Genomic DNA, 14,314 nt, shown 5'->3' with positions numbered 1-14,314 from the left:
TTTGTTATGTCACTCACTCTCTATGTTAAACTAAAGAAAATGATAAGTTAGGTGATGTATATGGCGAAAATAAGATTAGACTCATCCATTACTACGATAGTGCCTGATTTTAAAATCGGCATGATCCATTATACCAAAATAATCGTCTCCGAATCTCCTCAAATGATTAAAGGACGGACACAATTGTATCAAGAAAACCTTTATTTAGAATTACAGGAATCACCTGTCACGGAAAGACCCGGCATATCAGAATGGCGTAAAACCTGGAAGGCGCTTGGTGCTGACCCCAATCGCTATAGACTCTCAGCGGAAAGTCTTTTACGACGAATTGCAAAGCAAAACTATTTGCAACCCTTCCACTCTGCAGTAGATCTGAACAATTTCTTTTCGCTTCAATATGAGATTCCAGTAGGAATTTATGATGCAGACCTTATTCAAGGTGACATTGAGATTGCCCTTGGTGATGAAAATACAGGGTACGAGGGTTTGAACGGACGTTATAATTCTTTAAAAGGAATAGCCTATTCAAAAGATTACGAAGGACCATTTGGGAGTCCATTCGTTGATTCTAAACGAACAGCAGTCACAGAACAAACGACTAATGCCATCCAGTTATTCTACCTTCGCCCTTCTTTATCGGAGGAAGAAAGCATGAAGCTACTTGGCGCTGCTGGGAATATGTTTTCTCAAATACATGGAGGAGATTATACAATAGATCTTCTTTCAACAACTCAACCAGAAATTGAACTATAAAAAAGCACATATAAAAGCACGAATCAATCCAATGATTCGTGCTTTTCCTCCCCTTTGAAAATTCAGCATATACCTTCTATCCCGTCGATTCCTAAACCAGGAGTATTCGAAAATGTAATGTGAGCCCCGTTGTATTGAATCCCTCCACGTAATAAATCCTTGGTTAACATCAGTGGCGCATCAAAATCATAATACTCAACATTAGGCTGGCTTGCTGCAAAATGGGCGGCCGCTCCAACCCCAAGCTTTGTTTCAATCATGCTTCCCACCATGCAAATCATATCTTGGCTTTGTGCTAATGCAGCAAGCTTCAAAGCTTGATAGATACCGCCTGTTTTCATTAATTTAATATTCATCATATCTGCGGCACGCATTTCGACAATCTCTTTTGCATCATAAATCGAAAAGACACTTTCATCCGCCATGATAGGTGTGAGTGTGTGATCCGTCACGTATTTCAGTGATGCCAAATCATGTGCTGGCACAGGCTGTTCGACAAACTCAATGCCAAGTCCCCTCTGTTCCATCTCAAGGATTGCTTTTACCGCTTCTTTCGCAGACCAGCCTTGATTGGCATCAATTCGGATCTTGGGATTGGGTCCAATAGCTTGCCGGATCGCTTCAAGCCTCTCTATATCCTCTTTGATTTCTCCAATTCCAACTTTAACTTTTAAAGTATGGAAGCCATCCTGAACATATTTTTTGGCATCCAATGCCATCATCTCAGGAGCATTAACGCTCACTGTATAATCTGTCGTAACAGAATTCTTGGCGCCACCTAAATACTGATATAACGGCAAGCTAGCGCTTTGTGCCAGCAAATCATAAATAGCCATATCAACAGCTGCTTTGGCGCTCGTATTGCCAACCATAGAACGGTGCAGTGTATGGAAAAGTCTTTCATAACTGTGCAAATCACTGCCAATAATTAATGGTACAAATACTTCTTCTACAGCAAATTGGATACTTGAAAGAGACTCGCCCGTAATAACATGCGTTGGCGGTGCTTCTCCTACACCATACAAACCATTTTCCAGTGTGATTTTTATATAGATTGCCTCTGCTACATTGACTGTACGGAGGGCTGTTTTGAATGGATTTTTTAATGGAATGGCAACTTTATACGTATCGACCGACTGAATCTTCAAGGTGGCTTTCCTCCTATCGAACGCCTCGTTGAATTGAAAATGTTCTCTCATCCGCATCCAAAAAGGCATGCGCTCCAAGCGGGACTGCAAAATGCGGTTGGCAATGCCCTATTTTCACATCTTTCACTATGGGTACATGCAAATCATCAAAGTAATGTCCAAATACCTCATCTAATGTCTGTGACTCTTTTCTTTTCGGCTCAGCATGCGAGAAATCACCAATAATAATACCCACTACTCCCTGCAGTTTCCCCGCCAAGCGCAGCTGGTTCAGCATACCGTCTACTCGGTATGGTTCCTCATCTATATCTTCAATCAATAAAATTTTGCCGAATGTTTCCACCTCAAAAGGTGTTCCTATACTACTGGCCAACAAGCTCAGATTGCCGCCTGTGAGTTCGCCTTGGCATTGACCAGGCATAAATGTTTGGATAGGCCCGAATGTGTCATCATAGTGAAGTATACTCGGAGCAAATAATTGCTGAAACATTTCCGCAGATTTCTCTTGAAATGTACCTTTGCCTACATCAGATGCAAGCATAGGGCCATGGAATGTCATTATATCAGCATATTTTCCGATAGCAGTATGTAAGTATGTAATATCAGAATAGCCCCAAAAAACTTTAGGATTTTGCGCTATCAAGTCAAAATCAATTCGGTCGGCATACCGTGCAGTACCGTAACCGCCACAAGCACAAAAAATACCGGCAATATCAGGTGCCGCAAACATTTGGTGCAAGTCGTTCAAGCGCTCGTCATCTGTCCCCGCCAAATAGCCGTCTACATTCAAGAGTGAATCCCCAAATCTATAATCCAAACCAAGTTCTTGCAGGAACTCTAATGATTTATTCAAGAACTTTTCATTTGGCGGGCTTGCTGGCGCGATAATGCCAATTGTATCGCCCCGCTGCAATCTCTTCACCTGTCTCTTCATTCGCTTTATTTCCCCTTCCTAAAAATGGATGCTCATGATGATGGGTAAAATTAATATCATCTATAAAAAAATCGGGCTTCCTTCAATAGAAAGTCCGATCTTTTTCTGCCTATTCCACCCCTGGCAAAATAGCCAACTCTTTATTGTCCGCATCCAATATTGCATCTATTCCTAAAGGTATGCCGACATTTAGCTCATCATGACCTATTTTAAAACCACTTACAACAGGAATATTCATATGGCCAAAATAACTATCCAATAACTCATGAAGAGTCGGTGAATCTTCATATTCCCGCTGATTTGTTTCGACAAAGTCGCCAACTACAATACCGGCAACTCTTTCAAACTTCCTCGCTTGTTTCAGCTGATTTAAAAGTGAGTCAATTTGTGCTGGCTCCAACCCGATATCTTCAATCAACAATATTTTACCATCAGTATTGATTTCAAATTTTGTTGCCAAACTATTTACAAGCAAGGTCAGATTACCGCCTGTCAATTCACCTCGCGCACGTCCACCTGAAATGGTCGTAAGTTTCGATATACGTTCATCATAGTAAATCTCAGCAGGCTCAAACAGTTGGTTGAACATGAGCTTTGTACGCTCTGCTACTTGTTCGCGTCCAATGCTAGACAGTGTCGGACCATGGAAAGTAACCAGATCAGCATACATACCAATTGCTGTATGTAAAAATGTAATATCTGAAAAGCCCCAAAAAATCTTAGGGTTCTCTTCCAATAGTAAGTAATCAATTCGATCTGCAATTCTAGCTGCACCATAACCGCCACTCGCACAGAATATGGCCTTGATTGTTGGATCCTCTATCATCTCTTGCAAATCAGCTGCACGTTCGCGGTCTGTGCCTGCCAAATAATGCTCCCTGCGTTGAATTGTATTACCTAGCACATAGCGTAAGCCTAGTTCTTCGAGGAATTCTAGTGCTTTAGTTAGTCTTTCAATATTCGGTGGACTAGATGGCGCAATAATACCAACTGTATCACCCTTTTGTAAACGTTTTGGACGTATTTTCATCATTGCAGCTCCTAAACAAGTAATTTCTTCTTTACTTTAGCAATAAACAGGCAAATTGGCTACAAAACCACTCGCTTCACAAAATAAAAAAGCAGGACATCGCCTGCTCCTACACGCTCTTTCGCTCCCATTCTCCTGTTTTAGGAATATCCACTATTTCGATGCCAATACCTTGTTCTTTATTATATAAAATCCATTTATCTTTCTCGCGCTCTACCGCTCTATTTTGCCATTCTAGCCAACCGCAATTGGCACAATGACTTTCAACATAGCTGTGTCGATGCAGGTCTTGATGATGAAAAATCGTTTTTGTTTCGCAATTATAGCAAAAAAGAATTTTAGAATCAGTACTCCCTTGCATAGAATCCCTCCATCGCTTTTTCCTATGCTCGGCAAATAGAGGAAAAATTATACACATAAATCTCACTGTTTTGTGCACATTAAAACGAGGAGGTGACTAGTTATGAGCAAAAACAACAAAGCAACAATCAATACGAGAACTCATAATCCTTTTGATGTCTATCAAAGCACAGACCACAATGTCAGCAACAGCAATAACAATAATCCAGATGACAATATTAATGAAGAGTTCGGTCCTGAGTTTGATTCTAAAGCAAAAAATAAAAACAATAGTATCAACCACAACAAAACTCAACAAACGAATAAAAAGTAATACAAAAGAGCCTGCAATGGGCTCTTTTTAGATTATTACTATCTCCATAGAGAAAATACATTGCACTTATCATACATCTGCGAAATAATTGAGTATGATAGTGCTGAGGAATTACTACATATAGGAGGATGGTGGGCAATTTGCCGTGTAAAAGCTGTATTATAAATGAGTTAGAATATGAATTTAAGCTTGAAGGCACCCGTAATATTGCGATGCGTGAAGAAGTCATCAATCATTTGAAAAGAAGAAAAATAAAATTAAATGCTTCTGAAAATGCATTGCTAGTAGGTGAAAGTGGCGTGAAAGAGTTAATGGACTTCTTCTATCACCATATGGTACCAGAGGAGGTTACCTTTCGAGTAGATCAACAAGCATGGCAAGCTCTTTCTGCTATCGATCAATATTTAAATAGTGATTGGGTCGATAATGTGATAAAAGGTGAAAGAGTATCATGCCACTTCCAGCCAATTGTTGATAGAAATGAAGAAACATATGCCTATGAAATTCTTTCGAGATTTCTAGATGAAAATGATCAGATGATTTTTCCAAATGAACTATTTGATGCAGCCAAAAAAAGAGGCAGGCTTTATGCACTGGACCGCTTATGCAGAATGAACGCAGTTAAAAACTCTGCCGCCATAAATAAGAAAGTATTCATCAATTTTATTCCAACTTCTATTTACTCGCCTGAACACTGTTTAGCAACAACTGTGGCCCTTGCAAAAAAACTAGGCATAGAACCACACCAATTTGTATTTGAAGTAGTGGAATCTGAGCAAGTAGAAGACCTAGACCATCTAAAAAGAATACTTACTTATTATAAAGAAAGAGGCTTTGAATATGCACTGGATGATGTAGGTGCAGGCTTTAACACCATCGATTCAGTAGCTGCCCTCAAACCGCATTATATAAAGCTGGATATGAAATATGTACAAGGCGTAGCGGCTGATCCATTAAAACAAAAAACAGCCCTGGCCTTTTTACATAAGGCAATTGAAGTAGGTGCTACTCCTCTTGCAGAAGGTGTAGAAGAACGAGAAGACTTTGAATGGCTAAAACAACAAGGTTACCAGTTATTCCAAGGATATCTATTTGGAAAGCCTTCTCCTGTGCCTCAATAAGAAAAAGCTAGCCTGTTAATAAGGCTAGCTTTTCTTTTAATTATTGTTGGCCATTCTTAACCCATTGTGCAACGTTCACAGTACGTTTGGCCTGATATTTAACTGATGCTTCAACATCTTCTACCATTTTGTCATCTTGTCCGACCGTCACACTTGTTCCATATGGATTGCCGCCTGCTTTAAATAACACAGGATCACTGTAGCCAGGTGCTGCAATAATAGCTCCCCAATGCATCATTGATGTATAAAGTGATAACAGTGTCGCTTCTTGGCCACCATGGGGGTTTTGTGCAGATGTCATAGCACTGACAACCTTGTTAACAGTTTTACCTGAAGCCCATAAACCGCCTTGTGTGTCTAAAAATTGCTTCAGCTGAGAAGCCATTGTCCCAAAACGTGTCGGCACACTAAAGATAATACCATCCGCCCACTCAATATCCTCAGACTTAGCAACTGGAATATCCTTAATCATTTCAGTGGTTTTTTTCCACTTTTCATTGTTCTCAACCACGGATTGAGGTGCAAGCTCTTCAACCTTCAAAATCCTAACCTCTGCCCCTGCTTCTTCTGCCCCTTCTTTTGCCCATTTGGCAAGCTGATAATTCGTACCACCCATTGTGTAGAAAATCACTGCTAACTTTACTTTAGACATTTCTTCCTCTCCTTTTTTGTAGATAGTATATTTATACCCAAATAAAAGGAGTTTCAATATTTAAAACAACAGGTTATTAAAGACAGAATACATTCAAATCCGTTTATCACTTTATGTAACTCAATAATCTATCCAAAGAATCTATTTCAACGTATGGTATTATTTCGGTATCATTTTCAAGCATATAAGGATTGAACCAGATGCCTTTTATATTTGCGCTTTGACAACCACCAACATCCTTTTCGATATCATCTCCGACAAATAATGCTTCTTCCGGTTGCACACTCAGCTTATTTAATGCTATTTCAAATATCCGCTTGTCTGGTTTACTAAAGCCTGCTTCTTCAGAAATAACTACTATTTCAAAGCAACTATTCAAATTGGTATTCATTATTTTAGCTTTTTGTCTCACAGTCAAGCCGTTCGTGATAATGGCAACTTTCATATGTCTCTTAATATTATTTACAATATCAATTGTATGTTGGTCTATAGAAAAACAATGCGGAAAATCCTTGTTCCAAAACTCTTGAATGTTGCTGCGTGGCAATCTATATTTTGGTGGGAAATCATCAAAAAATGATTCTAGAACCTTTGTTTTATCGCTATAACCATAATCTCTTTTGTCATAGACCTTAAATTTCTTTAACATCTGCTGTTGTACTGAATGTTCAACATCCTCATAACACTTTTCTAAAACTAAGCAGAACATTTTATCTACTGCTCTATTCCGATTAAGCAACGTATCATCTAAATCAAAGAGCATTGCCTTATAACCGCTCAATTAACCACACTGCCTTTCTATACAATACATACTATAAACTTACCTATGCCCATCTTTCCTTGCCTTTATATAGCCGTAATACGCGCATGTACCATTTTGGGTTAGATCTTTTACCTCAAAACCACATTTTTCATAAAAGCTAAAATTGTTTGCAGAAGTATGGGCAAACCAATCACCATGGGGAAGTTTTTGAACATAAAGCTCCACAAGTTTTTTAGCTATATCTTTTCCCCCGATACTCTGATAAAACGACTAAGTCCATTATGTTAGCTTCCATAATTTGATCTGAAAGGACTCTGACCATACCAATCATTTGATTATGATCCCAAACAGTAAATGCCCAGGTAGAGTTTTTGAAAATAAGTGAATATTTCTCTTTTTGCCAAGTTGGAGTATTCCTTGCCCATCCCGCATCTTCAAACAAGGCCTCAACACTTTCAGCAGGAATCCCATTAGTTCCCTCTCTTATGACTAACCCATTAAAATATTGATACACGCTACCCCCTCCCATTTAATAGTTATATATACGACTTATTGGTGTAATCTCCTTTATTGTTCTACTTAAGTTATTCCAAAAGAAAAAAGCATTACCCTGTTGTTAGAGTAATGCACCGATAGCTTAATAGGATTCGATAATTTGCTTACTCAGATTTGAGATAATTGAAGGTAATTCCGCTAAATCATCAATGATTAAATTCCCTTCGAAACTGTTCCACTGAACATTCTCTTTCCAACTTCCTTTCACATTCAGATCTAAAATGGTGTCTATCTATTAATAGATCAATTATTATTCTGTTCTAAAATAAATTATTTCTGGGTCGCCTTCGTCTAAATTTTCAATGAATCCACTTTGTTTAAAACCATTTGTTTTAAAAACTTTTTGCATTCTTTTATATGATTGATTAGTAGAAGAGAATATTTTCTTAGTTGGAGCAATGCTTATAAAGTACTCAATAAGCGATGTAGCATACCTTTTTCGCCTTTCAGTTGGTTTAACGATGACTAAAGAAATAAAGCTACATTCAAAGAAATGAGTATCATAAATTAAAAAACCAACAATGGAATTATTATCTTTAACTACTATACATCTCCCTTCATCGATAGCTTTTTTAATGGACTGACGTCTACTATCTTTTCCGATTACCTCTATATCGATGTTTACAATCTCATCTAACTTAATGAGGTTAGGTTTACTTATATGCAAAATTTTCTCCTCCACAAGTCAATTTCTATTCAGTTCCTTTTATACAGGTAAAATTCAACATAAAGATCAGATTTCCTTTAACTATTAAACAAATTAGTAATGGTAAATTCGTTTGCCTTACCGTTTTAAATTCTCCTTCATTAAAATCAGGTAGACATACTTTTAAGACAAATAAAAAAACGTTTCTTACAAAATGTAAGAAACGCCTATTCATCGCTTATTTATAAATGATTTCCCTTAACGTCATTGGGAGCTCTTCAAAGTAAATAACTCTGACATTTTCGCATAATACGGTCCCGCTAGGCGCCCTACCGGCTTAAGTTTAGACAAATCTACTTTTCCATCCTTGTATAGTGTATCTTCAATGTGTATTTTAACGACACGACCAATAACAAGGTTTGATGATCCAGGACCTTCTCCAAATTTTAGCATATTCTCTAACACACATTCCATTTGTATAGGACTTTCTTTAACTCGATACGGCAACACTTTCGAGCTGGGTATAGGTGTTAGACCGGTCTCTTGAAACTCATCTATGTCAGGCGCAAATTCTATGGATGTATCATGTACTTTCGTTACAATATCCTCCGTAACCATATTAATCACAAATTGTCCCGTCTCTTCAATGTTAAGTGTCGTATCTTTCTTCGTACCATCTTCGGGCCGAATCAATGGGGCAAAGGCTACCATAAATGGCGAAGGACATACTCCGCAAAAATTACTGAACGGCGCAAGATTAGGAATACCTCCCTTTGAAATAGTAGAGACCAAAGCAATCGGTCTAGGCAAGATAGAGCCTGTATATAATTTGTATCTGTCTTTCCACGTAAGGTTTTCTGGAATAATTTCCACGTTAATTTCATCCTCTCTTGATTATCTCTTATCTAAAAAAGATTGATTAATGATACATTCAGAAGTCATACAATTCCTCCTAAATTATTATGGCTACAGTATACAAATTAGAGTCGACTCGAAGTCAAGAAGGTATTTTAAAAACTATAAATACTTGACTTAGAGTTAGCTCTAAGGTGTATGATAACTTCAATTCAGTATTACATAGGAGGATGCATCACATGCTCACCATTAGCCAAGTGTCAGAAAGAACAGGTTTAACCCCATATACATTGCGTTATTACGAGAAAATCGGAGTTCTGAAAGGTCCGAGTCGAAGAGAAGGAGGAGCCCGGGCCTACTCCGAGAGCGAAGTATCATATATACAGTGTCTGACTAATCTAAAGAAGATAGGCCTATCACTTGAAGAGATTACAGAATTCACTCGTGAGGGTTGTGTGATGGAAAAAATACAATTAGGGGAAGACCCTACAAAATATACTCAGACGTTAAATAAACGAACAGAAATACTTTCGAAATATCTGATGGACCTAGAAGCTAAGCAGCAGGAATTAGAGCACATGATTTCACTTACAAAAGAAAAATTATCCGGTTACTTCGAGCTTTCTAAAGAGAGCAACGAAGTACTGATTTAAGTAGGATCTTGAGTATTACTTGAAAATATGTCGATACTGCATATTCATAAGAAAAGCCACGAAACGTTGATTTTCAACATTCGTGGCTTTTAATTTACTCCAGTGATTCTCCATTCTTACAGAATTAAAAGTGTACGATGTCCGCACAAATAGTTTGGATTGCTCTTGGCCTTTTCAAAGTAAAACATTACCATTTGCTCTGATCAGTAGTTTTGATTAGTCTGATTTCATATAGATTAAAAATACGTTTATTGGATTAACTCTATACTTCTAGGAAGAACGAATACCTTCAAAAGCATTTAATATTAATTGTCGTACATATGATTCATCTAATCTTTCGCCAGTCACAAGTAATCGATAGAAAATCGGACCGTAAATTAAATCAATACATATATCAATATCGATACTTTTTTTCAATTCACCACGTTGAATTCCTTTTTCCAAGAGACTCTTTGCTTCAAGTCGGCGGGGCTGGAAATATCGAGCACGATAGGCATCTGCTAATCCGGAATCAAATTGGCCTTCACCTAATAATTGCGTAATTATCGTCCCCTCACGACTCGTCAAAAATATAGTTAAATTTGTAGCGTGAGTTAAAATATCATTGTATGCCGAACCAGTATCAGGCACAGGCAATCTTTCAGAGGCAGCATAAAGGAAACCATCCATCACTACTGCAGCCTTGTTTGGCCACCATTTATAAATAGTTGCTTTGCTAACCTGAGCATATTTGGCGATTTTATCAACTGTGAGAGCTTGAAACCCATTTTCCAACAATAATTCATAAGAAGCTGACAGAATTGACTTTTGTGCTTCTAAGTTACGTGGTCTGCCTCTTTTTCCATTCATCATAATTACCAACTTTCTTTGGAATTAATAAACTGTATGTTCAGTATAACAATTTAACATTAAAACAGAAAGTTTGAAATCCCTATTTACAAAACTAAACGTTCAGTATATTGTATGGTTAATCATTTTATAAACTAAACGTTTAGTATTATAAAATGAAAACAATAAAATCTAATATGGAGGGAATCTAACCCCCGGTATTGTTTATTGTTAAGCAATATATATTCCATAGAAGGAGTTGTACTAAATGATTGATTTAAAGAAACAAACAATTGAAAAGAAGATACCAACTTGGTTAACCATTCTTATTGCTACCGCATGTGGTATCATTGTAGCTAATTTATATTACGCACAGCCTCTTGTTGGGATAATTAGCTCATCAGTCGGTTTGCCAGCAAACACTTCTGGCTTAATTGTTACGTTAACCCAAATTGGATACGTTGTCGGTTTATTGTTTATCGTGCCTTTAGGAGATATTCTTGAAAACCGAAAGCTGATAGTCTCCTCTTTACTTATCACGGCAGTAGCCCTTGTAATTACAGCAATGATGAAACAAATATTTCTATTCTTATTTGCTTTGTTTGTCATAGGTTTAGGTTCGGTTGCTGCGCAAGTACTTGTTCCCTTTGCATCATATCTATCATCCGATTCGTCACGCGGTCGTGTTGTCGGCAATGTCATGAGCGGTCTGTTACTCGGAATCATGCTATCACGCCCCTTGTCGAGCCTAGTTGCTGATTTTTTTGGTTGGCATGCTATATTTATTTTATCTGCCATAGCTATTATGGTTTTGGCTATTGTACTTTCAAAGGTATTACCTAGAAGAAAGCCTTCAACGGACACTCACTATATAGCCCTCCTCAAATCTATGTGGTATTTGTTACGAACAACACCAATATTACGTCGCCGGGCTGCATATCATGCAGGTGTGTTTGCATCTTTTAGTTTATTTTGGACAACAGTTCCTCAACTGTTAACTAGCCAATCATTTCATTTTTCTCAGAAAGAAGTTGCATTATTTGCCCTTGTCGGAGTTGCTGGTGCAGTAGCCGCGCCTATTACAGGACGAATTGCAGATCGTGGAGTGACGAAACTTGCAACTGGGATAGCACTTCTTACGGTTGTCATTTCTCTTTTATTACCAATTATTATCCATACTAACTCACCTATTGGTATAGCTATACTAGTAATTTCATCTTTATTGTTAGACGCCGGTGTATCCGCAAATCTTGTACTCAGTCAACGTGCGCTTTTCTCGTTGAGTCCAGAAGTTCGTAACCGTCTGAATGGTCTATTCATGGCAATGTTCTTTTTTGGTGGTGCAATTGGATCGGCAATTGGCGGCTGGGCCTACTCAATGGGTGGATGGAGCACTGCATTATGGATTGGAATAATTCCTTCTATACTTTCCTTATTATATTTTGCTACTGAAAAAAATAATGCTAAGTAGTTTTAATACTAAATAAAATAAGCGAGTTTGGAATTACCAAATTCCAAATTCGCTTTATTCTTAATTACGTCAAACTATATATTTATATACAATATAATGCACATATACGCAGTAAACACTGGCATTATGTGTTCTTATTATTTACTTTTATTAATATTCTCTTTTCGCTGACCAACCTTCATACTTTTCGTTATACTTCTTTGAATATAAAGACATCAATTCAGCCTGATAATCAATCATGGCAAGTGCTTCAGTCTTTATGGCTTTAAGAACAATACAATCAAGTTGATTTTTGTCAATTTCTATTTTAAATCCTGTTTGTTTCATCTCATATACACATTTCTCTGCATCTTCGTGTGGTATTTAAAGTTGATGAGTAATTATGCATGTATTGCCTCCATATAAATTAATCTCTGTTTCATTTTCTCTAAATGTATTGGTTATAAGTCTATCTTCCATTTCAGTAGATGATTCAGAGTAATTAAATAACCCTTCCTCAAAAATATGGTCAATTTGTATACGATTATAGTCCAAGATCCATTTTCTAAATTTATGATATAAAGGCAATAGATTTTCTTTATTTAAACCATAAACATCACATCCACGATCATCATACATGTGCAATAATGTATTCTGTGATAAATTCAGCAAATAAACATTTCCCATTATGCTAGGCTTTCTCGCAAAATCCTGATTACTAATTGCTTGAAAAAGATAATCTCTACGGATAGACTCCTTTTTAACCTTTAAACTGTATAGAGTTGTCCTCATTTCAATATCCTCTTCATCAAACTCATAAGGTACTGTTTTGCAACTTAATCCATATATTAATCTTTTGTCTTTAAGGAAACGTTTTATATTAGGCAGATCTTTTCCTTTATGTTCAACAGATTCATTAATAGCTGTAATAAACATAATCGTATCATTCCTATCAAAAAGAAAGTCAAAAATAGAAAATATACGATGATAAATTTCTTTAAAATATTCTTTGCCTTCTAGTTCGACGAGCCCTAGTTCAAAACGAAGCCAATATTTTGAGTTATTCTTCAATTGGTTAAATAGCTCCATCTTTAAACTCCCTTAATTATTACTTCACTACTTTAATACCCTGATTATACCAGAACCCGAAGATGTGAAAATTTATCATCAAAAAAATGTAAGGACTGTATTGAAGAAAAGTAAAAATACGTTTCTTACATATGTAAGAAACATTTATTCATTATTTGGGAAACGTCTACTGAATTTTTTCTAAGATTGTTTTAACAAAATGAGTTTTATCCTCTGCATATTTTTGTTTATTACTTTTATTTAATTCTGATAATTTGAGTTTAAGTTGTTCATATTCAATTCTTGCTTCGTCATTGTTTCTCAAATAATCTCTGAATTTCAATTGTTCGTGTAAATATTTGTTTTCACTTTGATACATATGGATTTGATGAGTTCTTGGTTCACCTTTACTGAAATAGTGTCTGTCAGGTAAAATGTTTGTCCCTTTATATGAATAACCTATCTTTTCTAAGGAAGAAACGTAATTCTCCCCTTCGTTAAAATCATTGATTTCCACTGCAATATCAATAATTGGTTTCGCACTTAGTTTTTTTACAGCCGTGCTACCAATATGATGAATTTCCACAATGTTATCACCAATTTCTTGTTGAATTTTCTCTTTTTCTAATAAAAATTCTCTTTCCCATTCTTGTGTCCATGGAGTTAGAAAAACTTCTCCTTTGGGTAATCCTAACACTATATCACTCCTTATTTATCCTGATTGCTTTTTCCACATTAGAATGTAATATCACAAATATATTCGGAATATTTTTTGCTTGTATTCTCTAACATTTATTTCACGCTAATTCAGTAAATCAATGATAGTCAGTGTTTCAATAATTAATTCAATTATACACACATTGCTATTTTTTTATTTCTCTTTATTTGATAACAGGGTACGGAAACAATTTTATGTATACAAAAAAAAGTTCCTTACAAATGTAAGGAACTTTTAGTCATCGCTTGGCAAACGATGTTATGATACCGGTGGTCGGGGTCGAACCGACACTCCAAAGGAACACGATTTTGAGTCGTGCGCGTCTGCCAATTCCGCCACACCGGCATGATGTGTTTATATAGTGTAATTAACTATATGGAGGCGGCAACCGGATTTGAACCGGTGAATAAAGGTTTTGCAGACCTTTGCCTTACCACTTGGCTATGCCGCCTTGGCATTATAAAATA

Annotated in this window: 17 protein-coding genes, 2 tRNA genes and 1 pseudogene; 5 read left to right on the top strand and 15 right to left on the bottom strand. The window is 36.8% G+C overall.

From position 1 onward, the window contains the following. Positions 1 to 60: 60 nt before the first annotated feature. Positions 61 to 753 carry a B3/B4 domain-containing protein gene (locus RST01_RS09180; protein ID WP_147196178.1) on the top strand — a complete coding sequence of 231 codons (693 nt, stop codon included), beginning with the start codon at positions 61 to 63 and terminating at the stop codon, positions 751 to 753. Positions 754 to 815: 62 nt separating this feature from the next. Here the strand turns inward: RST01_RS09180 and RST01_RS09175 are convergent, their stop codons facing one another. From RST01_RS09175 to RST01_RS09160, 4 genes are all read right to left on the bottom strand, one after another. After that, on the bottom strand, positions 816 to 1,901 hold the full coding sequence (locus RST01_RS09175) for a dipeptide epimerase (protein WP_147196176.1): 1,086 nt from the start codon (positions 1,899 to 1,901) through the stop codon (positions 816 to 818). A 13-nt stretch (positions 1,902 to 1,914) separates the two neighbouring features. Then, positions 1,915 to 2,835 (bottom strand): S66 peptidase family protein, encoded by a 921-nt coding sequence (locus tag RST01_RS09170; protein ID WP_147196174.1) that lies wholly within the window; start codon positions 2,833 to 2,835, stop codon positions 1,915 to 1,917. Positions 2,836 to 2,944: 109 nt separating this feature from the next. After that, a complete protein-coding gene (locus tag RST01_RS09165; RefSeq protein WP_147196172.1) occupies positions 2,945 to 3,865 on the bottom strand; it encodes a S66 peptidase family protein in 921 nt (306 codons plus the stop codon). A 109-nt stretch (positions 3,866 to 3,974) separates the two neighbouring features. After that, positions 3,975 to 4,226, bottom strand: coding sequence for a hypothetical protein (locus RST01_RS09160; RefSeq protein ID WP_147196170.1), 252 nt, complete (start codon positions 4,224 to 4,226; stop codon positions 3,975 to 3,977). A gap of 102 nt (positions 4,227 to 4,328) precedes the next feature. Here RST01_RS09160 and RST01_RS09155 point away from each other — a divergent pair, with 102 nt between their 5' ends. Beyond that, positions 4,329 to 4,538, top strand: a complete 210-nt coding sequence (locus RST01_RS09155; RefSeq protein WP_147196168.1) for a hypothetical protein — start codon at positions 4,329 to 4,331, stop codon at positions 4,536 to 4,538. 131 nt (positions 4,539 to 4,669) lie between these two features. Continuing rightward, entirely contained in the window at positions 4,670 to 5,659 is a 990-nt protein-coding gene (locus RST01_RS09150) for an EAL domain-containing protein (RefSeq protein WP_307723583.1), read from the top strand. 40 nt (positions 5,660 to 5,699) lie between these two features. On the opposite strand, the gene wrbA is transcribed toward RST01_RS09150, so the two are convergent. The 5 genes and pseudogenes from wrbA to RST01_RS09125 all read right to left on the bottom strand — a co-directional run bounded on the left by wrbA (position 5,700) and on the right by RST01_RS09125 (position 9,148). Further along, a complete protein-coding gene (gene wrbA / locus RST01_RS09145; protein WP_147196164.1) occupies positions 5,700 to 6,311 on the bottom strand; it encodes an NAD(P)H:quinone oxidoreductase in 612 nt (203 codons plus the stop codon). A 106-nt stretch (positions 6,312 to 6,417) separates the two neighbouring features. Beyond that, on the bottom strand, positions 6,418 to 7,074 hold the full coding sequence (locus tag RST01_RS09140) for an HAD family hydrolase (protein WP_147196468.1): 657 nt from the start codon (positions 7,072 to 7,074) through the stop codon (positions 6,418 to 6,420). A gap of 57 nt (positions 7,075 to 7,131) precedes the next feature. Further along, a pseudogene (locus RST01_RS09135) lies at positions 7,132 to 7,588 on the bottom strand (GNAT family N-acetyltransferase). Positions 7,589 to 7,879: 291 nt separating this feature from the next. Beyond that, on the bottom strand, positions 7,880 to 8,296 hold the full coding sequence (locus tag RST01_RS09130; protein WP_221298001.1) for a GNAT family N-acetyltransferase: 417 nt from the start codon (positions 8,294 to 8,296) through the stop codon (positions 7,880 to 7,882). A gap of 243 nt (positions 8,297 to 8,539) precedes the next feature. Next, complete coding sequence (locus RST01_RS09125; protein WP_147196162.1) at positions 8,540 to 9,148, bottom strand: flavin reductase family protein; 609 nt, start codon at positions 9,146 to 9,148, stop codon at positions 8,540 to 8,542. 221 nt (positions 9,149 to 9,369) lie between these two features. Here RST01_RS09125 and RST01_RS09120 point away from each other — a divergent pair, with 221 nt between their 5' ends. Further along, positions 9,370 to 9,783, top strand: coding sequence for a MerR family transcriptional regulator (locus tag RST01_RS09120; RefSeq protein WP_147196160.1), 414 nt, complete (start codon positions 9,370 to 9,372; stop codon positions 9,781 to 9,783). Positions 9,784 to 10,053: 270 nt separating this feature from the next. Here the strand turns inward: RST01_RS09120 and RST01_RS09115 are convergent, their stop codons facing one another. Further along, on the bottom strand, positions 10,054 to 10,632 hold the full coding sequence (locus tag RST01_RS09115) for a TetR/AcrR family transcriptional regulator (RefSeq protein ID WP_147196464.1): 579 nt from the start codon (positions 10,630 to 10,632) through the stop codon (positions 10,054 to 10,056). Between the two features lie 247 nt (positions 10,633 to 10,879). On the opposite strand from RST01_RS09115, the gene RST01_RS09110 reads away from it, so the two are divergent. After that, positions 10,880 to 12,082: an MFS transporter gene (locus RST01_RS09110; RefSeq protein ID WP_147196158.1), complete on the top strand. Its 1,203-nt coding sequence runs from the start codon at positions 10,880 to 10,882 to the stop codon at positions 12,080 to 12,082. A 150-nt stretch (positions 12,083 to 12,232) separates the two neighbouring features. Here RST01_RS09110 and RST01_RS15990 read toward each other — a convergent pair whose 3' ends face one another. From RST01_RS15990 to RST01_RS09090, 5 genes are all read right to left on the bottom strand, one after another. Beyond that, positions 12,233 to 12,409: a hypothetical protein gene (locus RST01_RS15990; RefSeq protein ID WP_184117586.1), complete on the bottom strand. Its 177-nt coding sequence runs from the start codon at positions 12,407 to 12,409 to the stop codon at positions 12,233 to 12,235. Between the two features lie 36 nt (positions 12,410 to 12,445). Continuing rightward, a complete protein-coding gene (locus tag RST01_RS09105; protein ID WP_147196156.1) occupies positions 12,446 to 13,150 on the bottom strand; it encodes a DUF3885 domain-containing protein in 705 nt (234 codons plus the stop codon). Between the two features lie 166 nt (positions 13,151 to 13,316). Next, the gene (locus RST01_RS09100; protein WP_147196154.1) at positions 13,317 to 13,826 is read right to left on the bottom strand and encodes a GrpB family protein; all 510 of its coding nucleotides are present in this window, start codon (positions 13,824 to 13,826) and stop codon (positions 13,317 to 13,319) included. A 285-nt stretch (positions 13,827 to 14,111) separates the two neighbouring features. After that, positions 14,112 to 14,192: transfer RNA gene (locus tag RST01_RS09095), tRNA-Leu, on the bottom strand. A gap of 31 nt (positions 14,193 to 14,223) precedes the next feature. After that, positions 14,224 to 14,298 (bottom strand) — tRNA-Cys (locus tag RST01_RS09090). Positions 14,299 to 14,314: the final 16 nt, after the last annotated feature.

The organism is Rummeliibacillus stabekisii (genome assembly GCF_007988965.1).
GTDB lineage: Bacteria > Bacillota > Bacilli > Bacillales_A > Planococcaceae > Rummeliibacillus > Rummeliibacillus stabekisii.
Note: the sequence above shows the minus strand (reverse complement) of the source record. Positions and strands in the feature narration are given on the sequence as shown.

Coding starts and splice junctions, on each gene's coding strand:
- RST01_RS09140 (WP_147196468.1), bottom strand. CDS start 7,074: ATGCTCTTTGATTTAGATGATACGTTGCTTAATCGGAATAGAGCAGTA.
- RST01_RS09120 (WP_147196160.1), top strand. CDS start 9,370: ATGCTCACCATTAGCCAAGTGTCAGAAAGAACAGGTTTAACCCCATAT.
- RST01_RS09170 (WP_147196174.1), bottom strand. CDS start 2,835: ATGAAGAGACAGGTGAAGAGATTGCAGCGGGGCGATACAATTGGCATT.
- RST01_RS15990 (WP_184117586.1), bottom strand. CDS start 12,409: ATGAAACAAACAGGATTTAAAATAGAAATTGACAAAAATCAACTTGAT.
- RST01_RS09160 (WP_147196170.1), bottom strand. CDS start 4,226: ATGCAAGGGAGTACTGATTCTAAAATTCTTTTTTGCTATAATTGCGAA.
- RST01_RS09110 (WP_147196158.1), top strand. CDS start 10,880: ATGATTGATTTAAAGAAACAAACAATTGAAAAGAAGATACCAACTTGG.
- wrbA (WP_147196164.1), bottom strand. CDS start 6,311: ATGTCTAAAGTAAAGTTAGCAGTGATTTTCTACACAATGGGTGGTACG.
- RST01_RS09180 (WP_147196178.1), top strand. CDS start 61: ATGGCGAAAATAAGATTAGACTCATCCATTACTACGATAGTGCCTGAT.
- RST01_RS09155 (WP_147196168.1), top strand. CDS start 4,329: ATGAGCAAAAACAACAAAGCAACAATCAATACGAGAACTCATAATCCT.
- RST01_RS09105 (WP_147196156.1), bottom strand. CDS start 13,150: ATGGAGCTATTTAACCAATTGAAGAATAACTCAAAATATTGGCTTCGT.
- RST01_RS09115 (WP_147196464.1), bottom strand. CDS start 10,632: ATGAATGGAAAAAGAGGCAGACCACGTAACTTAGAAGCACAAAAGTCA.
- RST01_RS09165 (WP_147196172.1), bottom strand. CDS start 3,865: ATGAAAATACGTCCAAAACGTTTACAAAAGGGTGATACAGTTGGTATT.